Consider the following 21141-nt stretch of genomic DNA (forward strand, 5'->3'; position numbering starts at 1 on the left):
GGCTGGCTCAGGGCACCAGCACCGCCGCGCCCACCAGCTCACCGGCGCGCAGCTGGCGCAGGGCCTCGTTGGCCTGCGTCAGCGGGAAGACGGTGGTCGTCACCTCCAGCTGCAGGGTACGGGCCGCGGCCAGGAATGCCTCGCCATCGGCCCGGGTGAGGTTGGCCACCGAGCGGATCTGCCGCTCTTCCCACAGCAGGCGGTAGCGGAAGGCCGGGATCTCGCTCATGTGGATGCCGGCGCAGACCACCGTGCCGCCCTTGCGCAGCTGGGCCAGCGAGATGGGCACCAGCGCGCCCACCGGGGCGAAGATCAGCGCGGCGTCCAGCGGCTCGGGCGAGGGCTCGTCCGAGCCACCGGCCCAGACGGCGCCGAGCGAGCGGGCCAGGTCCTGCGCGGCCGTGTCGCCCGGCCGGGTGAAGGCCAGCACGCGGCGGCCCTGCTGGCGGGCCACCTGGGCGATCAGGTGGGCGGCGGCGCCGAAGCCGTACAGGCCGATCGTCTGCGCATCGCCGGCCATGCACAGTGCACGCCAGCCGATCAGGCCAGCGCACATCAGCGGCGCGGCGTGCACATCGTCCAGCGGCAGGTCCTCCAGCGAGAAACAGTACTGCGCGTTGGCCACCACATGGGTGGCGAAGCCGCCATCGCGCCCGTAGCCGTTGAAGACCGGCGTGTCGCACAGGTTCTCCTGGCCGCGTCCGCAGTAAAAGCAATGGCCGCAGGTGCCGCCCAGCCAGGGCACGCCCACCCGCTCGCCGAGTTTCAGGCCGCGTACGCCCGCGCCGAGGGCTTCGACCGTGCCGACGATCTCGTGGCCGGGCACGATGGGCAGGGGGCCGGGCGGCAGGTCGCCATCGACCACATGCAGGTCGGTGCGGCAGACGGCGCAGGCCCGCACCGCCAGGCGCACCTCGCCCGGGCCGGGCTCAGGCAGGGGGCGGGTCTGGGGGACCAGGGGCTGGCCGATGGCCGGCAGCGTCATCGCGAGCATCGTGGGCACCTCGGGGCGGGGTGGGGATGCGGACGATTGTGCGACCTCAAGCCAGGCCGCGGGCTGCGCGGCGTCAGCCGGCGTGGCGCCGGGCCAGGTCCTCGGGGGTGTTGACGTTGAGGAAGGCGGCGCCGTCGTCGAAGGCGACCTCCACCGTGCGGTGGCGGCCCAGCCAGTCGCGCACGCGGCGGCCCCCCTGGCCGAGGTAGGCGGCCAGGTCCGCGCGCAGCGCGGTGCGGGCCATGCAGAAGACCGGGTGGAGCTTGGGGGCCCAGCGGCCGGCCTCGTCCGGCGCCGGGGCCACGGCCACCGCCAGGTCGGCCTGCTGTGCGGCTGCGGCGGCGGCCAGGCGGGCCACCAGGTCGGTCGGAAAGTCCGGGCAGTCGCAGGGCACGCTGGCCAGCCAGGGCGTCTGCGCGTGGGTCATGCCGGTGAGCAGGCCGGCCAGGGGGCCGGGCTGGTCGGGCAGGGTGTCGGGCCACACAGGCACGCCCAGGGCCTGATAGTCCGCCAGGTGGCGGTTGGCGCTCAGGGCGGTGGCGCCCACCTGCGGGGCCAGGCGCTGCAGCGCCCGGGCCGCCAGGGCCTGGCCGTGCAGGGTCAGCAGGCCCTTGTCCTGCCCACCCATGCGCCGCCCCTGGCCGCCGGCCAGCACCAGGCCGGTGATGGCCTCGCGGGCGATCGCATCGGGCACGGACGCTCGCTCAGGTGTTCTTCGAGACGGTGATGGTGGGGAACTTGGACGAGAAGTCCTTGGCCCGCTGTGCCACCTTGACCGCCACCTGGCGGGCCACGCTCTTGTAGAGGCCAGCGATCTCGCCGTCGGGCTGGGCCACCACGGTGGGGTTCCCGGCATCGGCCTGCTCACGGATGGACAGGTTCAGCGGCAGGGCGCCCAGGTAGTCCACGCCGTACTCGGCGGCCATCTTCTTGCCGCCCTCGGCGCCGAAGATGTGCTCGGTGTGGCCGCAGTTCGGGCAGCAGTAGACGGCCATGTTCTCGACGATGCCCAGGATGGGCACGCCCACCTTCTCGAACATCTTCAGGCCCTTCTTGGCGTCCAGCAGCGCGATGTCCTGCGGCGTGGTGACGATGACCGCGCCGGTGATGGGCACGCGCTGGCTCAGGGTCAGCTGGATGTCGCCGGTGCCCGGGGGCATGTCCACCAGCAGGTAGTCCAGATCCTTCCAGTTCGTCTGGCGCAGCAGTTGGTCCAGGGCCTGGGTGGCCATGGGGCCGCGCCAGATCATGGCTTCGTCCGGCGCGACCAGGAAGCCGATGGAGTTGACCTGCACGCCGTGGTTCTGCAGCGGCTCCATGCTCTGTCCGTCCAGCGTCTCGGGGCGCTGGCCCGACAGGCCCATCATCATCGGTTGGCTGGGGCCGTAGATGTCGGCGTCCAGGATGCCGACGCGGGCGCCTTCGGCCGCCAGGGCCAGGGCCAGGTTGACGGTGGTGGTGCTCTTGCCCACGCCGCCCTTGCCGGAGGCCACGGCGATGATGTTCTTCACGCCGGGCAGCAGGGCCACGCCGCGCTGCACCTGGTGCGGGGTGATCTCGCTGCGGATGTCGATCTCGACCGGGCCGGTGAGGCCGGCCTGGCGCAGGGCGCCGGTCAGTTGGCGGCGCAGGCTGGCGTGCAGGCTGCGGGCCGGGTAGCCCAGCACCAGTTGGAAACTGGCGCCTTCGCCGCCCAGGCGCAGGTTCTTGAGCTGCCGGGTGCTGACGAAGTCCTTGCCGGTCAACGGGTCGATGACGGCTTGCAGGGCTTGGAGGACGGCGGGTTCGGTCAGGGCCATGGCGTCGGGTGCGCAGCGGTGTGGGTCAAACAGGACGCCAGTCTAGCGAGCCGCGGACACCCGAGTGCCCGGCGGGGCCGAAGCCCCTGCCGGTACCGTGCCGGTGCCGTGGTGCTCAGCGCAGGAACAGGCGGTAGATCGGGTTGTCCGTCTCGTCCACGCAGGGGTAGGCCAGGCCGTCCAGGAAGGCCTTGAAGGCCTTCTTGTCCGACTTGGGCACCTGCAGGCCCACCAGGATGCGGCCGTAGTCGGCGCCCTGGTTGCGGTAGTGGAACAGGCTGATGTTCCAGTCCGGGCTCATGGCCGAGAGGAAGCGCATCAGCGCGCCCGGGCGCTCGGGGAACTCGAAGCGGTAGATGCGCTCGTCCTCGGCCAGGTCGCTGCGGCCGCCGACCATGTGGCGCACATGCTCCTTGGCCAGCTCGTCGTCGGTGAGGTTGACGGTGGCAAAGCCGTGGCGCTGGAAGCTGCGGGCGATCTTGTCGGCCTCGTCGGGTTTGCTGATCGAGACGCCGACGAAGACATGCGCCTGCCGGGTGTCGGAGATGCGGTAGTTGAACTCGGTGACGCTGCGCGAGCCGACCAGTTCGCAGAAGCGGCGGAAGCTGCCACGCTCCTCGGGGATGGTGACGGCGAACAGGGCTTCGCGCTGCTCGCCGTACTCGGCCCGCTCGGCGACGAAGCGCAGGCGGTCGAAGTTCATGTTGGCGCCACAGGCGATGGCCACGAAGGTCTGGCCCTTGCACTTGTGGGTGGCCGCGTACTGCTTGAGGCCGGCCACGCCCAGGGCGCCGGCGGGTTCGACCACGCTGCGCGTGTCCTGGAAGATGTCCTTCATCGCCGCACAGAGCTCGTCGGTGGTGACGCGCACATAGTCGTCCACCAGCTCGCGGGCCAGGCGGAAGGTCTCCTCGCCCACCAGCTTGACGGCGGTGCCGTCGGAGAACAGACCCACGTCGCCCAGCGTCACGCGCCGGCCGGCCTCGACCGAGCGCGCCATTGCGTCGGAGTCGACGGTCTGCACGCCGATGACCTTGATCTCCGGGCGAACGGCCTTGATGTAGGCGGCCACGCCCGAGATGAGGCCGCCGCCGCCGATGGCGACGAAGACCGCGTCGATCGGGCCTTCGTGCTGGCGCAGGATCTCCATCGCGATGGTGCCCTGGCCGGCGATGACGTCCGGGTCGTCGAAGGGGTGGACGAAGGTCAGACCCTGCTCTTGCTGCAGCTCGACGGCGCGGGCGTAGGCGTCGGAGTAGCTTTCTCCGGCCAGCACCACCTCGCCGCCCAGCGCGCCGACGGCGTCGATCTTGAGCTTGGGCGTGGTGGTGGGCATCACGATGACCGCGCGGCAGCCCATGCGCTTGGCGCTCAGTGCCACGCCCTGGGCATGGTTGCCGGCCGAGGCGCAGATCACGCCGCGCTTCAACTGCTCGGGCGTGAGGTGGGCCATCTTGTTGTAGGCGCCGCGCAGCTTGAAGCTGAACACGGGTTGCAGGTCCTCGCGCTTGAGCAGCACCTGGTTGCCCAGGCGTCGGCTCAGGGTGCGGGCGGCGTCCAGCGGCGATTCGATCGCCACGTCATAGACCTTGGCGGTCAGAATTCGGCGGAGGTAGTCGATGCGGCTGGGCGCGGGGCTGCGGGACGGGGTTGCTTTCTGGGGCGCGCGCGAGGTGCGGCGCGCCGGGGTGGCGCCAGCCATGGGACTCTCCTGGATGCGGGGGACGAAGGGTGTCGCATCGCCCGGCGTCATCAGGCGGTGCCAGAGGACCGCATGGTATGTCGGCCGGAACCGCCCAGAAAAAAGCCCGGAGCCGCGAAGCTCCGGGCTGAATCCACCAATGGAGGAGGTGGAGGAGACAACCGGGGCATTGATCGATAAACCATCAATGCGATGGCAATCAGTGTACACCCGCAGGATGTTGCGCCGCAATGACGGCGTGTGTTTTCCCGGATACGACATGTGACGCAGTTCCGGGCTGTCCGGGTTGCCGATAATCGCCGGCCCGGGGCCCTCTGCTGGCCCCGCACCGAACACGAGGAACGACGATGGAGTGCACGATCCACTGGGAGCCGGATGCCGGCATGGCGATGTTGGCGGTGACGGGCAGCGGTCACACCCTGGTGATGGACGGGGCGCCCGAGGGTGGTGGCCGCAACCTGGCGCCACGTCCGATGGAAACACTGCTGGCCGGCGCCGGCGGCTGCACCGCCTATGACGTGGTGCTGATCCTCAAGCGGGGCCGCCACGACGTGCGGGACTGCAGCGTCCAGCTCAAGGCCGAACGGGCCGAGACCGACCCCAAGGTCTTCACCAAGCTGCATCTGCACTTCGTGGTGACGGGCAAGGGCCTGCCGCAGGCGGCGGTGGAGCGCGCGGTGGCGCTGTCGCACGAGAAGTATTGCTCGGCCACCGCGATGCTGGGGCGTACCGCGGAGATCACCGCCAGCGTCGAGGTGAAAGAGGCGGTCTGAGCCGCCTGCCGGCTCAGATGTGGTGCGCGGTGGAGGTCATGATCTTGGCCGCCAGGCGCATGGCCTGACGCACGGGCCAGGGCAGTTCATGACCGCCGGCGGCCTGGGCGGACTCGGCGTGCCGGACCTCGTCGTCCTTCATCTGGGCGACGATGGCCCGCGAGGCGGTGTCTTCCTCCGGCAGGCGTGACAGGTGCTCGGCCAGGTGGGCCTCCACCTGGCGCTCGGTTTCGATCACGAAACCGAGGCTCCAGCGGTCGCCGGCCCGGGCCGCCAGACTGCCCAGGGCAAAGGCCCCGGCGTACCAGAGCGGATTGAGCCAGCTGCGGTGCGCGCCCAACTCGTCCAGGCGGCGCGCCGTCCAGGCCAGATGATCGACCTCGTCCTGGGCGGCCTGCCGCAGATGGTCCCGCTGTCCGGCGTTCCGGGTACCCAGCGCCTGGGCCTCGTAGAGGGCCTGGGCGCAGACCTCACCCACATGGTTGACCCGCATCAGCGCGCCCGAGACCTGCCGGGCCTCGGCGGTGAGCGGCGCGTCGGGCAGCCCGCGCGCCGGGCTGGCCCGGCGCGCCTGCGAACCGCCCGAAACTGTGCGCAACATGTTGTCTGCTGCACTGATCCAGTCGTCTATCGTCAGTTTCATTGGACGATATGCCCTCTTCCTGTTCATGGAGAAACAAACAATCTAGGGGATGGGACTGGTAGTTCTACGTATTCCTGCGGTAGCATTATGACAATCTTGCTACAGGCCGGTCCCGTTGTGTTCCGGCAACGCTGGCTGCCCATTTCCGCTGAAAGACTTTGCCAGAGTCCATCGTGCTCTGGTGCAATGGCGTCAGCTTCCGCAATGGGACGTCCCACCGCAGAAGATCGTCGTTTCTCCCATCGGGCCTTTCTGGTGGTGCAGCTGAGGCGGTCTGCGGTTTGATGACGACGCCGGTGGAATCTCTCGTTCTCACACACTGGAGATAGTTGCAATGAAAAAATCCCTCCTCGCTCTGGCCGTTCTGGGCGCTTTCGCTGGTGCTGCTTCCGCCCAGTCGTCCGTGACGCTGTACGGCAAGGTCGACCTGGCCTTCTCGAAGGCCACCGGCACGAAGGACAAGCAGATCGCTGACAACAACGCCAGCCGCATCGGCCTGAAGGGCTCGGAAGATCTGGGCAACGGTCTGTCCGCCTTCTTCAAGCTGGAAAGCCAGCTGGCTGCCGATATGGGCACCACCACCGTCGCCAAGGATGGTTCCAGCACTTTCTGGAACCGTTGGTCGTCGGTGGGCCTGGCTCACAGCAAGTACGGCTCGCTGCAACTGGGTCACATGGAAAACGGCGCTTGGGACACCCAGACCGCCTTCGATCCGTGGGGTGGCGACACCGTGGCCCAGCTGCGTGACGTCGGCGCGACCCTGTACAACGACGCGACCGGCAAGGTGACCGCCAACCGTCGTCTGGACAACTCGGTCCGCTACGACCTGTCGATGAACGGCTTCAAGCTGGCCGCCAGCTACGCCGAGAAGCTGGGTGGCAAGAGCAACCCCTTCGCCATCGGTGGCAACTACACGATGGGCCCCCTGATGGTCGGTCTGGCCTACGAGAAGATCGCCAAGGCGACCACTGGTCAATCGGATGACCGCATCGTCTCCGGCGGCGCTTCTTACGACTTCGGCGTGGCCAAGCTGATGGCCAGCTACTCCGATGGTCGCACTGTCGCCGACGACAAGGTCAAGGGCTTCATCGTGGGCGCCACCGCCCCGTACGGCGCCTTCAAGTTCAAGGTTGGTTACTCCCAATCGAAGACCGAGCTGGCTGCTGGCGGCAACGGCACCTTCAAGAAGGCTGCCGTGGGTGGCGAGTACAACCTGTCCAAGCGCACCAAGCTGTACGCCGACTACGCTCACATCAGCGGCGATCTGACCACCGCTCAGGACGACAACAAGAACGCCTACGACTTCGGTCTGTCGCACGCTTTCTGATCGAGAGGCTCGCGCAAGCGAGCTTGCTCAGGTCGATGCCTGCAAAGCCACCCTCGGGTGGCTTTTTTCATGGGCGCGCTGCAGCGGTGCCTGGACTTCCCGGCGCGGAGACTGTGCCGGAGGCTGCAGCCGCCGGGCTGGGCAGCAGCAAGGGCGCGCGCTGGCCGCAGGCTGAAAGCATCGGCACCAGTCCAGCAGCCAAGGCCAGGGGCAAGACCATCCGGGCCAGTCGCGCGGACGCTCGCACTACACTGCCGTGACGCTGGATGGCGCTGTGATCATTTGTGGAAAAACTCATGACAGCCTCTTCTCTTTCGGATTCCGAGTATCACCAACAGACCGCGTCACTGCTGGCGGTCATCGAGGCCCAGATGGACCGGTGGCTTGAGCAGGACGTGGTGGATATCGATACCCACCGCACGGGGGGATTGCTGGAGTTGGCGATGCCCGATGGAAGCAAGATTGTGATCAACACCCAGCCGCCGCTGCATGAAATCTGGCTGGCGGCGCGGGCGGGCGGCTACCACTTCCGCTACGAAGCTGGTCGCTGGGTGGATACGCGCGATGGCCAGGAGTTCTTTGCCTGCCTGTCCCACCACCTGAGCCTGCAGGCGGGGCGCTCCCTGGTGGTGGCGCCCGACGTGTCCTGAGCAGGGTCAGCGGAAGAGGTCCAGGATCCCCTTCTTCTCGTCCGGGGTGGGAGTGGCCGGCAGGTGTTCATCGCCAGTCAAGGCGCTCACACCCTGGCCATTCGCGAACTCGTCGTAATACCACTCGCCATTCACGTTGACCACGCCGGCGGGTGGCGTGTATTCGCTCACCGGCGTGTTCTTGATGGCGGTGCTCATGTACTGGATCCACACCGGCAGGGCGAGGCCGCCGCCGGTCTCGCGTGAACCGAGCTTGCGTGGCGTGTCGTAGCCGATCCAGACGACGGCAGCCAGGCTGGGCTGGAAACCGGCGAACCACGCGTCCATCGAGTCATTGGTCGTGCCGGTCTTGCCGAACAGGTCCGGCCGCTTCAGGGTGGCCTGGGCCTTGGCCGCCGTGCCGGAGCGGGCCACCTCCTGCAGCAGGCTGTCGATCATGAAGGCGTTTCGGGGCTCGATCACCCTCAGGTCCTCGCTGGGGGAGCTCAAACGAGTCTCATGCAGCACGTGACCACGGGCGTCGGTGACCTTGGCGATCAGCACAGGGTCCACCCGGTAGCCGCCGTTGGCAAACACGCTGTAGGCGATGACCATCTGCATCGGGGTGACCGATCCCGCCCCCAGAGCCATCGTGAGGTAGGGATCGTGCTTTTCCTTCTCGAAGCCAAAGCGTGTGATCCAGTCGCGCGCGTAAGGCACGCCGATGGCCTGCAGCACGCGGATGGACACCATGTTCTTCGACTTGGCCAGGGCCCGGCGAAGGGTCATCGGTCCGTCGAAGGTGCCGTCGTAATTCTTGGGCTCCCAGGGTTGACTGCCGGTGGTTCCGGCATCGAAGAAGAGAGGGGCGTCATTGACCACCGTGGCCGGTCCGAAGCCCTTTTCCAGCGCGGCCGAGTAGATGAAGGGCTTGAAGCTGGAGCCCGGCTGGCGCCACGCCTGGGTGACGTGGTTGAACTTGTTCTTGTTGAAGTCGAAGCCGCCCACCAGGGCGTGAATGGCGCCGGTGTGCGGATCCATCGACACGAATGCGCCCTCGACTTCCGGCTGCTGGGTCAAGGTCCAGGTGCCTTTGGCATCCTGCAGGACACGCACGATGGCGCCGCGCCGGATCTGGATCTTGGGGTCGGCCTTGTCCGACAGGCCGGACTGCACGGGCTTGAGGCCATCGCCGGTGACGGTGAGCACCTCACCGGACTGGAGGGCGACCACCACCTTGCGAGGGGCGGCTTCCAGGACGACGGCGGCCTTCAGTTCGTCGTTGTCGGGGTGGTCGGCCAAGGCCTCGGCGACGCGGGCATCGATCTCCTTCGGGTCGGCGGGCAGATCCACATAGGACTCCGGGCCGCGGTAGTGCTGGCGCTGCTCGTAGTCCATCAGGCCTTTGCGCAGGGCGCGGTAGGCGACGTTCTGCTCATCGGATCGCACGGTCAGTTGGACCTGCAGACCACGGGTGTAGGTGTCCGGGCCATATTCGGCAAAGATCATCTGCCGGGCCAACTCGGCCACGTACTCGCCATGTACGGGGATGTCGTTGGGCGCCCTGTAGACCAGTTTCTGCGCAAGGGCCTCGTCGCGCTGTTGCGCGGTGATGAAGCCGTTTTCCAGCATGCGGTCGATGATGTAGCGCTGCCGGATGGTGGCGCGCTTGGGATTCGCGATGGGGTTGTAGGCCGAAGGGGCCTTGGGCAAGCCGGCCAGCATGGCGGCCTCGGCCACCGTCAGGTTTTGCAGCGGCTTGCCGAAATAGATCTCACTGGCGGCGGCGAAGCCATGCGCGCGCTGCCCCAGATAAATCTGATTCATGTAGATCTCGAGGATCTGATCCTTGCTGAGTTGGCTCTCGATCTTCAGGGCCAGCAGGACTTCGTACAGCTTTCGCGTCAGCGTCTTTTCAGTGGAAAGGTAGAAGTTGCGCGCCACCTGCATGGTGATGGTGGATGCGCCTTGACTGCCGGCGGCGCCGAATTGCGCCACGCCGGCCCGCAGAACACCCAGGTAGTCGACCCCGCTGTGTTGGTAGAAACGAGCATCTTCAATGGCCAGCACCGCGTCGCGCATGACCTTCGGAATCTGTGCGATGGGGGTGAAGTGGCGTCGCTCGTCACCGAACTCGCCCATCAGCACGCCATCGGCGGAATACACCCGCAGCGGGAGCTTGGGCTGGTAGTCGGTGATGGCATTCAGTTCGGGCAGGGCAGGGTAGGCGACGGCGAGCGCAATGCCGCCGCACAGCGCCACCGTGGCCACCAGCGCGAAGGTCAGGCCCAGCAGCCACAACAGACTGCGGCCGAGCATCCAGGCCAGGCGTGGACCCAGGGACAAAGGGGCGGCTTTTTTGGGGGGAGTTTGTTCAGGCTCAGTCATGGAGGTCCCAACGGGCGTGCGGGATTATAAAAATCGCCACCCGGGTGCCTGGTTGATCAGCCCTGATTCAAGCCTGCCGGAGTGTGGTGCGGTGCGGGGGTGTAGCGTTTTCTTACCAAACGCGTCAGTGGTGCAACGATCAACGGAAGGAGTTGACCTGATTTCCTTGTTGCGTCAACGGGCTTGCTGCTAGGATTGAAGTGCCTTCTTAACTTTAACGTGGCCATTCTTGGCTGCTGGAGCCGTCTTTCGTGGGTTTTCTAGAACGCCTTGCAGGCCGGAAACATCCTCAGATGATGGGTCTGGACGTCAGCACTTCCAGCGTGAAGCTGGTGGAGTTGGGTCAGACCGCATCCGGGGACTTGGTGCTCGAGCGGCTGGCCAGCGAGCCCTTTGAGAAGGGCTGGATCGTGGATGGCCAGATCGAGAAGTTCGATGAAGTCGCCGATGCGGTGCGTCGGGTGGTGGCGCGCAGCGGAAGCCGCAATCGGCAAGTGGTCATGGCCATGCCGGCCGCGTCGGTCATCACGAAGCGAATCGTGCTGCCCGCCGGCTTGAGGGAGGAGGAGATGGAGGTGCAGGTGGAGGCCGAGGCCCATCAGTACATCCCGTTCTCCCTGGATGAGGTGAGCCTCGACTTCTGTGTCATCGGCCCGAACGCGAATTCCGCTGGCGATGTCGATGTCCTGATCGCGGCCTCCCGCAAGGACCGTGTCCAGGATCGGCAGGGCTTGGCCGAGGCGGCGGGGCTGGTGCCGGTGGTTCTGGACATCGAGTCGCACGCGTCCCGCCTGGCGATCAGTCGGATCATCGGTTCGCTGCCGGACAAGGGCAAGGACGCATTGGTGGCCTTGTTCGAGCTTGGTGCCGACACGACCAGCCTGAAGGTGCTGCGCGACGAAGAATTGCTCTACGACCGTGACCAGTCCTTCGGGGGCTCTCAGTTGACGCAGCTGATTTCGCGGCAATACGGGTTCTCCTACGAGGAGGCCGAGCAGAAGAAGCTCAGTGGTGATCTGCCGGACGATTACGGGCCGACATTGCTCACCCCGTTTGTCGACAGCCTCGCACACGAGATCGGTCGCGCCTTGCAGTATTTCTTCACCAGCACGCCTCACCACAAGGTGCACCAGGTGATGCTGGCGGGTGGCACGGCCGCCATGCCGGGGCTGAGTGATCGGGTGAAGGAGGTCACCGGCTTCAACTGCCGAGTGGTCAACCCCTTCGAAGGGATGAAGTTGGGACCGGCGGTGCGTGAAGCCAAGCTAAAGCGCGAGGCACCCTCCTATCTGACGGCCTGTGGCCTCGCGATGCGGAGGTTCGTGCAGTGATTCTCATCAACTTGCTGCCTCACCGCGAGGCAAAGAGGCAAGCCCGCAAGCGAGCCTTCTTCTCGACCTTGGGTCTGGCTGCACTGATCGGTGCGGGCGTGCTGATGCTGTGGTACGGCCTGCTCCAGCAGATGATTTCGACGCAGGAAGGGCGCAACGCCTTTCTGAAGGCCGAGATTGCGCAGCTCGACATCAAGATCAAGGACATCGCCGACCTGAAAGCGGAGATCGAAGCGCTCAAGGCACGGCAAAACGCGGTCGAAAACCTCCAGACGGATCGGAATGTGCCGGTCTATCTGTTGAACGAACTGGTGAAGCAGACCCCCGAGGGGGTCTATCTGACGACGGTTCGGCAATTGGGGACGGTCGTGACGCTGACGGGTAAGGCTGAGACCAACGAACGGGTGTCCGAGTTCCTTCGGAACACCTTGTACAACTCGCCCTGGCTTGAGCGGCCTGAACTCGTGGAGATCAAGGCCGCGGCCAATCCTCCAGGGCGCGCGGCGAACCCTCGCAGGCTCTTCGATTTCTCCATGAAGGTCTACATCAAGCAGCCTGCCGCTGCCGCGGATGCGGCCAGCAAGCCTGCCGCCGGCAAGCCCGCTGGCAAGCAAGCGCCCAAGTCGGCTGCGTCGTGAGGTTGTGATGGCGACAAAAGGCAAAAAGATCGACATCGACCTAGCGGCAGTCTTCAAGACGGCGACGGCGCAGTTCCAGGGTCTGGATCCCAAGGAACCGGGGCAGTGGCCCGTCCTGCCCAAGGTGGTGGTCTGGGTGCTGGCCGCCGTGCTGGTCGTCCTGCTGGGATGGGTGGCATTGCTCAGTGACGAAGCGGACCGGCTGCAGGCCGAGCGGGACAAGGAGCCCAAGCTGAAGGCCGAATACAGCCAGAAGCTGGCCCAGGCCGTCAACCTGGGCGAGCTGCGCAAGCAGAAGGAGCAGGTGCAGGAGTACGTCACCCAGTTGGAAAAGCAGCTGCCGGGCAAGGCGGAAATGGATGCCCTGCTGTCTGACATCAACCAGGCGGGCATTGGTCGAGGTCTGCAGATCGACCTGTTCAGGCCCGGTCAGGTGGCCGTGAAGGACTACTACGCGGAGCTGCCGATCGCCATCAAGGTGTCTGGCCGCTATCACGACATCGGCGCGTTTGCTGGTGACATCGCCAACCTCTCCCGCATCGTGACTTTGCACGACCTCACCATCGCCCCGCCGGGCAAGGACAAGGACGGCGGCTCGGGCAATCTGGTGATGGAGGCCACGGCCCGCACCTACCGATACCTCGATCCCGCCGAGGTGGCGGAGGTCCGGCGTGCTGCCGAGGCGAAGAAGACCGGCGCGAAGAAGGGCAAGAAATGAACCCGCGTTCGCTCATTCCGCTGTGCTGCACCATGCTGATGCTGGTCGCCTGCAGCGGTGAAAACGATGACCTTCGGGCCTGGATGGACCAGCAGGCGCAGGCGGCCAAGCCCAACGTCACGCCGATCGCCCCGCCCCGCAAATTCGAGCCCGAACCCTATGCGGGCGCAGGTGGACAGGACCCGTTCAGCTCGGCGAAGTTGGTGGCCGGGACTCGCCTGAACAGTGCAAGCTCGAACGCACTGCTGGGCGCGGAGATGAATCGCCGCAAGGAACCGCTGGAAGCCTATCCGCTGGACGCCATGACCATGGTGGGTACGGTGGTGAAGCAGGGGGCTCCTCACGCGCTGCTGCGTGTGGACGGGCTGCTTCATTACGTCAAGGTGGGGGACTACCTTGGCCAAAACTTCGGCAAGATCACTCGAATCACCGAAACCGAGATCGATCTGCGCGAGATCGCGCAGGATGCTTCCGGTGAATGGATCGAACGCACCAGCACCCTCCAGCTTCAGGAGTCGGGGAAATGAACAACAGGTTGGAGTTTCGCAAGATGCGTGGTTGGATGGCCGCTGCCGTGTTGCTCTGCGCGGGCACGATTGCCCCGGCTTGGGCGCAAAGTCAGAACATGATCCGTTCCGTCACTGCCAGCCAGCAGGCCAATGGCGAGGTGGTCCGGGTTGAACTCAGCCAGCCCCTGGCGGCGCAGCCTTCGGGCTTCGTCATCCAGGCGCCGCCGCGCGTGGCGGTGGATCTGCCTCAGGTCGGCAACGGCCTGGGGGTGGGCAACGTGGAAATCAACCAAGGCAATGTGCGATCGGTCAGTGTGGCCAGCACGGGTGAGCGCACCCGCCTCGTGTTGAACCTCAAGCAGACGGCCACCTATCAGACGCATGTCCAGGGCAACATCCTGACCATCGCCCTGGATGCAGTGACGCCCTCGTCGGCCTCCAGCAGCTCTCAGCCGGTTCATTTCGCGAACAGCCAGAATGCGGACCAGTTGGCCATCCGCGACATCGACTTCCGACGGGGTGCCGATGGTTCGGGGCGTGTGATCGTGGGGCTGGCCAGCACACAGGTTGGCGTGGACCTGCGCCAGCAAGGCCAGAACTTGGTGGTCGACTTCCTGAAGTCGACCCTGCCGGAAAATCTGCGCCGCAAGCTGGACGTGTCCGACTTCGGCTCGCCGGTGCAGAGCATCACGACCACCCAGAGCGGTGACAGGGTGCGGATGGTGGTCCATCCCACCGGTGCCTGGGAGCACAGTGCCTACCAGACCGACAACCAGTTCGTGCTGGAGGTCCGGCCGGTGCGCATGGATCCGAACAAGGCCGTCCAGGGCCCCGGGTACCAGGGCGAGAAGCTGTCGCTGAACTTCCAGAACATCGAAGTGCGCGCCTTGCTGCAGGTGATCGCCGATTTCACCAACTTCAACGTCGTGACCAGCGACACCGTGACCGGCAACGTCACCCTGCGCCTGAAGGATGTGCCCTGGGACCAGGCCCTGGACATCATCCTGCAGGCCAAGGGGCTGGGGATGCGCAAGTCGGGCAATGTGCTGTGGATCGCACCGAAGGAAGAGTTGGCGACCAAGGAGCAAGCCGATCTGGAAGCCAAGAAGAAGATTGCGGATCTGGAGCCTGTGCGCACCCAGTCCTTCCAGCTGAACTACACCAAGGCCGAGGAAGTGGCCAAGGCGCTGATCGGTGACACCTCCTCCTCGGGATCCGGCAGCAGTGGCAAGGCCACCCGCATCCTGACCGAGCGTGGCTCGGTGCTTTACGAAGCCCGCACCAACCAGCTCTTCGTTTCGGACATCCCGTCCAAGCTCGAAGAGGTGGCCATGATGATCACCAAGATCGACATCCCGGTGCGGCAGGTGCTGATCGAGGCCCGCGTGGTGGAGGCCGACGATACGTTCGGACGTGCGTTGGGCGTGAAGCTGGGCGCCAGCGATCTGCGTGGTGTGACTGGCGGCATTCCTGGCTATTCCGTGGGCGGCAGCAACTACGTGACCGTCGGCGGCAACTACAACCAGATCGGCTACCAGACCGGACAGCAGACCACGAACACCGCGTACAGCAACACCCAGTTCGTCAGCCTGCCGGCCAACACCAGTGCGTTCACCACTTCTTCGGCGGCTTCGTTTGCCCTGTCGCTCTTCAGCGCCTCGGCCAACCGCTTCCTGAACCTGGAACTCTCCGCGCTGGAGTCCGAAGGCCGCGGCAAGGTGGTGTCCAGTCCGCGGGTGATCACCACGGACCAGACCAAGGCCGAGGTGGAGCAAGGCGTGGAGATTCCCTACCAGCAGGCCACCTCCAGCGGTGCCACTTCGGTGAGCTTCAAGAAGGCCAGCCTGCGGCTGGAGGTCACGCCCCAGATCACGCCTGAAGGCAATGTGATCCTGGCGCTGGAAGTCAACAACGACAGCCGCGGCACCGACACCACGGCCGGTCCGGCCATCAACACCAAGCATGTGAAGACGCAGGTGCTGGTGGAAAACGGCGGCACCGTGGTCATCGGGGGTATCTTCACGCAGCAGGACCGGGACGACGTGAACAAGGTGCCCCTGCTGGGAGACATCCCGGTGCTGGGTTATCTGTTCAAGGACCGCACGCGCTACACCACCCGCACCGAGCTGCTGGTGTTCATCACGCCCAAGATCGTGACCGACCGGTCCGCCACCCGTTGAACGGTGGGCGTTGGGTTAGGCAATATTGGGAGGGAAGAATGTTTCGAAAATTTTCTGCGTGGCTGTTGATGGCGACGTTGACCCTGATGGGCGGTTGCGGCGGTGGAAGCAGCTCCGAAGCTGGCACACCGCCATTTGGCGGAGGCGGGAGTGGTTCTGGGTCCGGTTCTACGGCCGACTATGTGGTAGCTGTTGAGTTGCAGCGGTCTGCAACCGCTATCACCTCCATGACCAGCAACGAAACAGTGCAGGCCGTTGCGACGGTGAAATCTGCATCGGGGGCTCCCGTGCCCAATGTCGTGGTCAGCTTCGGTCAAGCCGCCTCATTGGTGACTTTTGATCCATCCTCGGCCACTGCGCTCACGAATGAAAAGGGTGTGGCGACTGTCAATGTTGCAGCCGCCAGCAGCACTTCGGCTGGCGCGACCACGATTACCGCGTCCGTGGCGATGGCAAGTGTCACCTACACTGGTAGCGTATCGTTCCAAGTGCAAGGAACTTCGGCCACCGCGACGTCGTACAACGTGGCTGTTTCCCTTCAGCGTTCCGGAACTCCGACGACCAGCATCACCAGCACAGAGACTGTTCAAGCGGTTGCGACCGTCACCTCTTCGGGGGGGGCGCCCGTCAGTGGGGTGGTGGTGACCTTTGGTCAGGCCGATGCGAGTCTTGTGACGTTCTCGCCGTCTTCGGCCACGGCATTGACTGACGCCAACGGTGTTGCCAAGGTGGATGTTGCTGCCGTGAGCACATCGACCACGGGGGCGATGACTATCAATGCCGACACCAAGGTTGGAAACAGCTCATGGTCGGGGAGCACCTCCTTCCAGATCAAGGCTGGCTCGGTGAGTACCACTCCGGCCGTGCCCGCAGCGATCAACTTCGTCAGCGTGACGCCTGCCGGGACAGCCATTGTCGTGAAGGGCGCCGGTGGCAATGGCCGCACGGAATCCGCAACCTTGACGTTCAAGGTGGTAGATGCGAGCAACGCGCCCATCGAAGGCGCCAAGGTGGTCTTTGCAGCCAATCCTGCAAACGTCGTGTCGCTCAACATTCCCTCGGCGGTGAGCGACTCCTCCGGTTTGGTGACGACAACCGTGCAGTCTGGCAGCGTGGCCACCAGTGTGGTGGTCACCGCTACCGCAGAGGCGAATTCTGCGGTGACGGGTCAGTCCGATACGCTGGTGATTAGTAACGACGTGGCTGTCCAACAGGCGTTTGAGATCGTGGCTGCCAAGTACAACTTGGATGGCACTCTGACAGGAGATTCCACCACTGTGAGTGCATATGTGGCCGACGCCAACGGCAACCCTGTGCCAGACGGCGTGGCAGTGTCCTTCACCACCGATTTCGGAGCGATTGCGTCGTCCACTCTTGGCGGTTGCCTGACCGTGAATGGCACTTGTGATGTGGCCTTCCGAGTCCAGAATCCACGTGGAAACGGGTTGGCTACGGTTACCGCCACGGCGAAGGTGGGTAGCAGCACGCAGTTGGCCGGCTCGCTGCACATCAATATGGCGGGCGTGAATGGTGGTACGCCCCTGCTGACCACATCTACGGGCACGTCTTGGAATGGCCAGCTGGTCATGAGCAGCTGCAAGCAGACCTTTGAGATGTTGGTGCAGGACAGTGCAACCGGACGTTCCGTGAATGCCGGGACAACGGTTACGCTGAACTCTGCCACCTCTAACTTGAGCGCTAACGTCAAGGCAGGATCACCAGTGTTGGATTCGCGTTCGTTCACGCCGACTCCGTTGAGTCTTGAACTGGACGCTACTTCGGCATCGCTGAGTCCCGCGTGCAGCGCGACTGGCAGCAGGCAGGCCACCGGTTTTGTGAACCTGCAGTTCACCAGCACCGGCGGCAATGTGTCGTACCAGCGCTTTAACATCGTCTACCCGATACAGTGACTGGGGCTGTAGTCTTGGTCGGCATGCCTGGCAGTGGCAAGTCCACTGTCGGGCGTCAGCTGGCCCGGCTCTTGGGCTGGCAGCTGCTGGATTCGGATGCTGAGATCGAGCGGGAACTCGGGCACAGCATCCGGTCCCACTTCGAGCAGTACGGTGAGGACAGCTTCAGGGCCCTCGAAGAGGCCATGATCGCCAAGTTGGCCGCTCTGCCCGGGGTTGTCCTGGCCACAGGCGGCGGTGCCATCCTCCGCGAGAGCAATCGGCAGGCCTTGAGGGGGCCCGGCAACACGGTCGTGTACTTGCGCGCCAGCGTGGATGACCTCGTGCGTCGCCTGCGGCACGACACCCAGCGTCCGCTTCTGCAGGACGTGGACCCCGCGGTTCGCCTCCGTCAACTGTTCGCGCAACGCGATCCGCTTTACCGTGCGGTGGCCGACCATGTGGTGGATACCGGGCGCAGTTCCGTGTCTGCCATTGCCCATCTGCTGGCCATGCAGCTGGAGTTGGGAGCACCGGCCGCAGCGGCTTCTGACCAGAATCTCCATCCGGGCGACGCCACCGACTCCGCTTAAACTGCCTGCATGGTGGAAGTCATTGAAGGCGTGTCAGCGCGCGTGCCGATCGCGCTGGGGGATCGCAGTTACGAGGTGTTGATCGGTGAGGGGCTGATGACCTCTGAGGCGGCCTGGCGGGGATTGCCCTCGGCCACCAGCGCCGTGGTCGTCACCAACACCGTGGTGGCGCCGCTGTATGCCGAACGGCTGTGCGCCCACCTGCGTCAGCGCTATCCGCGGGTGGAGTGCGTGGTGTTGCCGGATGGCGAGAGCCACAAGGATTGGGCCTCCCTGAACCTGATCTTCGATCACCTGTTGGCGGAGCATTGCGATCGCAAGACGGTGCTGGTCGCGCTCGGTGGCGGGGTGATCGGCGACATGACTGGGTTCGCGGCGGCCTGCTACATGCGGGGAGTGCCCTTCATCCAGGTGCCGACGACCTTGCTGTCGCAGGTGGATTCCTCGGTCGGTGGCAAGACGGCCATCAACCATCCGCTGGGCAAGAACATGATCGGGGCCTTCTACCAGCCCCTGCGGGTGTTCTGCGACATCGCCACCCTGCGGACGCTGCCCGCGCGCGAGGTCTCCGCCGGACTCGCCGAGGTCATCAAGTACGGGCCGATCGCCGATGCGGCGTTCCTGGACTGGATCGAGGCGCACATCGAGGACCTCGTGGCGCTGAAAGCCGAGGCCGTGATCCATGCGGTCCGGCGTTCCTGCGAGATCAAGGCGGCTGTCGTGTCCGCCGATGAGCGCGAGGGCGGCTTGCGCGCCATCCTGAATTTCGGCCACACCTTCGGGCACGCCATCGAGGCCGGGCTGGGTTTTGGCACCTGGCTGCATGGGGAGGCTGTCGGCGCAGGGCTGGTGATGGCCGCCGACCTGTCGGCCCGCCTGGGGCTGGTGCCTGGCGATGTCGTCACGCGACTGCGCGGCCTGGTGGGCCGTGCAGGTCTGCCGGTGGCTGGTCCGGCCTTGTCCGCCGATGAATACCTGCACCACATGCGGGTGGACAAAAAGGCCGAGGCAGGGGACATCCGCTTCGTGCTGATCGACGGGATCGGCAAGGCCGTAGTACGGCCGGCGCCCGAGGCCCTGGTGCGTGAGACGCTCGCGGCCTGCACGGCCTGAGGCCCAGGTGACGGCACTCGCGCCCTATGCCAGTGACCCGGCGCGCTCCCGCGGCCGTCGGGTGGTGGAGCCGCCTGCGCCGACCCGCAGCGAGTTCCAGCGTGATCGCGACCGCATCGTCCACAGCAGCGCCTTCCGGCGGCTGGTCTACAAGACGCAGGTCTTCCTCAACCACGAGGGGGACCTGTTCCGCACCCGTCTGACGCACTCCCTGGAAGTGGCCCAGTTGGGGCGTTCCATCGCGCGCAGCCTGGGCCTGAACGAGGATCTGGTGGAGGCCGTGGCCCTGGCACACGACCTGGGCCACACACCGTTTGGACACGCAGGCCAGGATGCGCTCGACGAGTGCCTGCAGGGGCACGGTGGCTTCGAGCACAACCTGCAGAGCCTGCGGGTCGTGGATCGGCTGGAGCACCGCTATCCCGACTGGGACGGCCTGAACCTGTGCTTCGAGACACGCGAGGGCATCCTGAAGCGCTGTCCCCTGGCATTGGCCGAGCGCCTGGAAGCGGAGGAGCCCGGCGGGGTGGGTCAGCGCTTCCTGCTGGGCCGCCAGCCCAGTCTGGAGGCGCAGTTGACCAACCTGGCCGACGAGATTGCCTACAACGCCCACGATCTCGATGACGGCGTGCGATCCGGTCTGCTGCAACTCGAGCAGTTGCAGGAGGTGCCCTTGTTCGCGCGCTTTGCCGCCGAGGTCGACGCCGACCACGCCACCTTGCGCGTCGGGGAGCCGCGCCGCTTTCTGGCGGAGGTCATCCGCCGCATGCTGTCGCAGCAGGTGTACGACGTCATCGACACCACCCGTGCGGCCCTGGCGCACGCCGGGGTGTCGAGCGCGGACGAGGCCCGTCAGGCGCCCCCTCTGGTCTCCTTCGGGGACGAGATGAAGCGTGCCAGTGTCGAGCTCAAGCGCTATCTGTTCCGGCACCTCTATCGCCACCCGCAGGTGATGGCCACCACCGAGATCGGCCGGACGATTGTTCGCGAGTTGTTCGCGGCCTACCGGGCTGCGCCGATGGAGTTGCCGCCCGAGCATCGGGAAGGCGACCCGGTGCGCTCGGTGGCCGACTACATCGCCGGCATGACGGACCGCTTCGCCTGCCGCGAGCACCGGCGGCTCTATGCGCGTGACCTGTTCGCCCCGGCCGACTGAACCCAGCAATCCCCACGGGCTTGGCTAGACTGGCGCCATGGCGCGCCCCCAACGTCTCTTCCTGCCCGGACATCCGCACCACGTCATCCAGCGCGGCCACAACCAGGGCCCGATCTTCCTGGACGACGACGACCGCCGCAGCTACCTGCACCATCTGGGCGAGGTGGCACGCGAATCCCGCGTGGCGGTACACGCCTATGCGCTGGGAGATGACCGGGTGCATCTGCTGCTCACGCCGCAGACCGCTGACGCCATCAGCCGGATGATGCAGGCCCTCGGCCGCCGCTATGTGGCCGTCTTCAACCGGCGGCACGGGCGCAGCGGCACCCTCTGGGCCGGGCGCTTTGCATCCCATCTGGTCGACGAGGGGGCCGTGCTGGACTGTCAGTGCTACATCGAGATGGTGGCCTCCGGCGCCGGCTCGGAAGCGGGTGAATCGCCCTGGTCGAGCGCCGCGCACCACCTCGGGTCGCGTCACGATCCGCTGGTCACGCCTCACCGTGCGGTCTGGGCGCTGGGCAACACCCCCTTCGAACGGGAGGCGGCCTACCGGGCGCGTCTCGAGCAGGGGCTGCCGGCCGCCACCCGTCAAGCCATCGAACAGGCCATGCGCAGCGGCCTGCTGCTCGGGGACGAATCCGCCCGTCGGGCACTGGAACGCGAGTTGCATCGCTCGCTGGCCCCCCGCCCCCGGGGGCGCCCGCCGGGTTCGGTGGCCAAGCTGAGAATTGACTCTGGCACTAATTAATTTGAACGCTG

Annotated in this window: 19 protein-coding genes; 13 read left to right on the forward strand and 6 right to left on the reverse strand. The window is 65.8% G+C overall.

The genetic code is table 11. The annotated features are described in order from the left end of the window. Positions 1-7: 7 nt before the first annotated feature. The 4 genes from LRM40_RS03830 to ilvA all read right to left on the reverse strand — a co-directional run bounded on the left by LRM40_RS03830 (position 8) and on the right by ilvA (position 4495). Positions 8-994 (reverse strand): zinc-dependent alcohol dehydrogenase family protein, encoded by a 987-nt coding sequence (locus LRM40_RS03830; protein WP_151122824.1) that lies wholly within the window; start codon positions 992-994, stop codon positions 8-10. Between the two features lie 73 nt (positions 995-1067). After that, positions 1068-1688, reverse strand: a complete 621-nt coding sequence (mobA, locus tag LRM40_RS03835) for a molybdenum cofactor guanylyltransferase MobA (RefSeq protein ID WP_231067711.1) — start codon at positions 1686-1688, stop codon at positions 1068-1070. Between the two features lie 10 nt (positions 1689-1698). After that, positions 1699-2793, reverse strand: a complete 1095-nt coding sequence (gene apbC / locus LRM40_RS03840) for an iron-sulfur cluster carrier protein ApbC (protein WP_151122699.1) — start codon at positions 2791-2793, stop codon at positions 1699-1701. A gap of 115 nt (positions 2794-2908) precedes the next feature. Next, positions 2909-4495 carry a threonine ammonia-lyase, biosynthetic gene (gene ilvA, locus LRM40_RS03845; RefSeq protein ID WP_151122701.1) on the reverse strand — a complete coding sequence of 529 codons (1587 nt, stop codon included), beginning with the start codon at positions 4493-4495 and terminating at the stop codon, positions 2909-2911. A gap of 347 nt (positions 4496-4842) precedes the next feature. Here ilvA and LRM40_RS03850 point away from each other — a divergent pair, with 347 nt between their 5' ends. Beyond that, on the forward strand, positions 4843-5268 hold the full coding sequence (locus tag LRM40_RS03850; RefSeq protein WP_151122703.1) for an OsmC family protein: 426 nt from the start codon (positions 4843-4845) through the stop codon (positions 5266-5268). 13 nt (positions 5269-5281) lie between these two features. Here the strand turns inward: LRM40_RS03850 and coq7 are convergent, their stop codons facing one another. After that, positions 5282-5911, reverse strand: coding sequence for a 2-polyprenyl-3-methyl-6-methoxy-1,4-benzoquinone monooxygenase (gene coq7, locus LRM40_RS03855; RefSeq protein ID WP_211372935.1), 630 nt, complete (start codon positions 5909-5911; stop codon positions 5282-5284). Positions 5912-6245: 334 nt separating this feature from the next. Between coq7 and LRM40_RS03860 the strand changes: the two genes are divergently transcribed. Together LRM40_RS03860 and cyaY are read left to right on the forward strand one after the other, a co-directional pair. Next, on the forward strand, positions 6246-7238 hold the full coding sequence (locus tag LRM40_RS03860) for a porin (RefSeq protein ID WP_151122704.1): 993 nt from the start codon (positions 6246-6248) through the stop codon (positions 7236-7238). A 296-nt stretch (positions 7239-7534) separates the two neighbouring features. Beyond that, entirely contained in the window at positions 7535-7888 is a 354-nt protein-coding gene (gene cyaY / locus LRM40_RS03865; RefSeq protein WP_151122708.1) for an iron donor protein CyaY, read from the forward strand. Between the two features lie 6 nt (positions 7889-7894). Here the strand turns inward: cyaY and LRM40_RS03870 are convergent, their stop codons facing one another. Next, the gene (locus LRM40_RS03870) at positions 7895-10255 is read right to left on the reverse strand and encodes a penicillin-binding protein 1A (RefSeq protein WP_375138546.1); all 2361 of its coding nucleotides are present in this window, start codon (positions 10253-10255) and stop codon (positions 7895-7897) included. Positions 10256-10548: 293 nt separating this feature from the next. On the opposite strand from LRM40_RS03870, the gene LRM40_RS03875 reads away from it, so the two are divergent. From LRM40_RS03875 to LRM40_RS03920, 10 genes are all read left to right on the forward strand, one after another. Then, the gene (locus LRM40_RS03875; RefSeq protein WP_151122710.1) at positions 10549-11586 is read left to right on the forward strand and encodes a pilus assembly protein PilM; all 1038 of its coding nucleotides are present in this window, start codon (positions 10549-10551) and stop codon (positions 11584-11586) included. Continuing rightward, entirely contained in the window at positions 11583-12224 is a 642-nt protein-coding gene (locus LRM40_RS03880; RefSeq protein ID WP_151122711.1) for a PilN domain-containing protein, read from the forward strand. The genes LRM40_RS03875 and LRM40_RS03880 overlap by 4 nt, the downstream gene beginning before the upstream one ends. A gap of 7 nt (positions 12225-12231) precedes the next feature. Continuing rightward, positions 12232-12942, forward strand: coding sequence for a type IV pilus inner membrane component PilO (locus LRM40_RS03885; protein WP_151122713.1), 711 nt, complete (start codon positions 12232-12234; stop codon positions 12940-12942). Then, positions 12939-13469: a pilus assembly protein PilP gene (locus tag LRM40_RS03890; RefSeq protein ID WP_151122716.1), complete on the forward strand. Its 531-nt coding sequence runs from the start codon at positions 12939-12941 to the stop codon at positions 13467-13469. The genes LRM40_RS03885 and LRM40_RS03890 overlap by 4 nt, the downstream gene beginning before the upstream one ends. Continuing rightward, positions 13466-15631, forward strand: coding sequence for a type IV pilus secretin PilQ (locus LRM40_RS03895; RefSeq protein WP_375138547.1), 2166 nt, complete (start codon positions 13466-13468; stop codon positions 15629-15631). Before LRM40_RS03890 ends, LRM40_RS03895 begins: the two co-directional genes overlap by 4 nt. A 227-nt stretch (positions 15632-15858) precedes the next feature. Next, positions 15859-17541 carry an Ig-like domain-containing protein gene (locus LRM40_RS03900; RefSeq protein ID WP_151122718.1) on the forward strand — a complete coding sequence of 561 codons (1683 nt, stop codon included), beginning with the start codon at positions 15859-15861 and terminating at the stop codon, positions 17539-17541. Positions 17542-17564: 23 nt separating this feature from the next. Beyond that, entirely contained in the window at positions 17565-18113 is a 549-nt protein-coding gene (locus LRM40_RS03905) for a shikimate kinase (protein WP_151122838.1), read from the forward strand. A 9-nt stretch (positions 18114-18122) separates the two neighbouring features. Further along, the gene (gene aroB, locus LRM40_RS03910; protein WP_151122721.1) at positions 18123-19226 is read left to right on the forward strand and encodes a 3-dehydroquinate synthase; all 1104 of its coding nucleotides are present in this window, start codon (positions 18123-18125) and stop codon (positions 19224-19226) included. Between the two features lie 7 nt (positions 19227-19233). After that, entirely contained in the window at positions 19234-20382 is a 1149-nt protein-coding gene (locus tag LRM40_RS03915; protein WP_151122723.1) for a deoxyguanosinetriphosphate triphosphohydrolase, read from the forward strand. A gap of 37 nt (positions 20383-20419) precedes the next feature. Further along, positions 20420-21130, forward strand: coding sequence for a transposase (locus LRM40_RS03920; RefSeq protein ID WP_151122725.1), 711 nt, complete (start codon positions 20420-20422; stop codon positions 21128-21130). Positions 21131-21141 lie beyond the last annotated feature (11 nt).

The sequence above is a fragment of the Ideonella dechloratans genome (assembly GCF_021049305.1).
GTDB classification, from domain to species: domain Bacteria; phylum Pseudomonadota; class Gammaproteobacteria; order Burkholderiales; family Burkholderiaceae_C; genus Ideonella; species Ideonella dechloratans.

Bases quoted from the DNA above. Each gene is read 5' to 3' on its own strand.
- LRM40_RS03830 (WP_151122824.1), bottom strand. From the start codon at position 994: ATGCTCGCGATGACGCTGCCGGCCATCGGCCAGCCCCTGGTCCCCCAG.
- apbC (WP_151122699.1), bottom strand. From the start codon at position 2,793: ATGGCCCTGACCGAACCCGCCGTCCTCCAAGCCCTGCAAGCCGTCATC.
- ilvA (WP_151122701.1), bottom strand. From the start codon at position 4,495: ATGGCTGGCGCCACCCCGGCGCGCCGCACCTCGCGCGCGCCCCAGAAA.
- LRM40_RS03850 (WP_151122703.1), top strand. From the start codon at position 4,843: ATGGAGTGCACGATCCACTGGGAGCCGGATGCCGGCATGGCGATGTTG.
- coq7 (WP_211372935.1), bottom strand. From the start codon at position 5,911: ATGAAACTGACGATAGACGACTGGATCAGTGCAGCAGACAACATGTTG.
- LRM40_RS03860 (WP_151122704.1), top strand. From the start codon at position 6,246: ATGAAAAAATCCCTCCTCGCTCTGGCCGTTCTGGGCGCTTTCGCTGGT.
- cyaY (WP_151122708.1), top strand. From the start codon at position 7,535: ATGACAGCCTCTTCTCTTTCGGATTCCGAGTATCACCAACAGACCGCG.
- LRM40_RS03870 (WP_375138546.1), bottom strand. From the start codon at position 10,255: ATGACTGAGCCTGAACAAACTCCCCCCAAAAAAGCCGCCCCTTTGTCC.
- LRM40_RS03875 (WP_151122710.1), top strand. From the start codon at position 10,549: ATGATGGGTCTGGACGTCAGCACTTCCAGCGTGAAGCTGGTGGAGTTG.
- LRM40_RS03885 (WP_151122713.1), top strand. From the start codon at position 12,232: ATGGCGACAAAAGGCAAAAAGATCGACATCGACCTAGCGGCAGTCTTC.
- LRM40_RS03890 (WP_151122716.1), top strand. From the start codon at position 12,939: ATGAACCCGCGTTCGCTCATTCCGCTGTGCTGCACCATGCTGATGCTG.
- LRM40_RS03895 (WP_375138547.1), top strand. From the start codon at position 13,466: ATGAACAACAGGTTGGAGTTTCGCAAGATGCGTGGTTGGATGGCCGCT.
- LRM40_RS03900 (WP_151122718.1), top strand. From the start codon at position 15,859: ATGACCAGCAACGAAACAGTGCAGGCCGTTGCGACGGTGAAATCTGCA.
- LRM40_RS03905 (WP_151122838.1), top strand. From the start codon at position 17,565: ATGCCTGGCAGTGGCAAGTCCACTGTCGGGCGTCAGCTGGCCCGGCTC.
- aroB (WP_151122721.1), top strand. From the start codon at position 18,123: ATGGTGGAAGTCATTGAAGGCGTGTCAGCGCGCGTGCCGATCGCGCTG.
- LRM40_RS03920 (WP_151122725.1), top strand. From the start codon at position 20,420: ATGGCGCGCCCCCAACGTCTCTTCCTGCCCGGACATCCGCACCACGTC.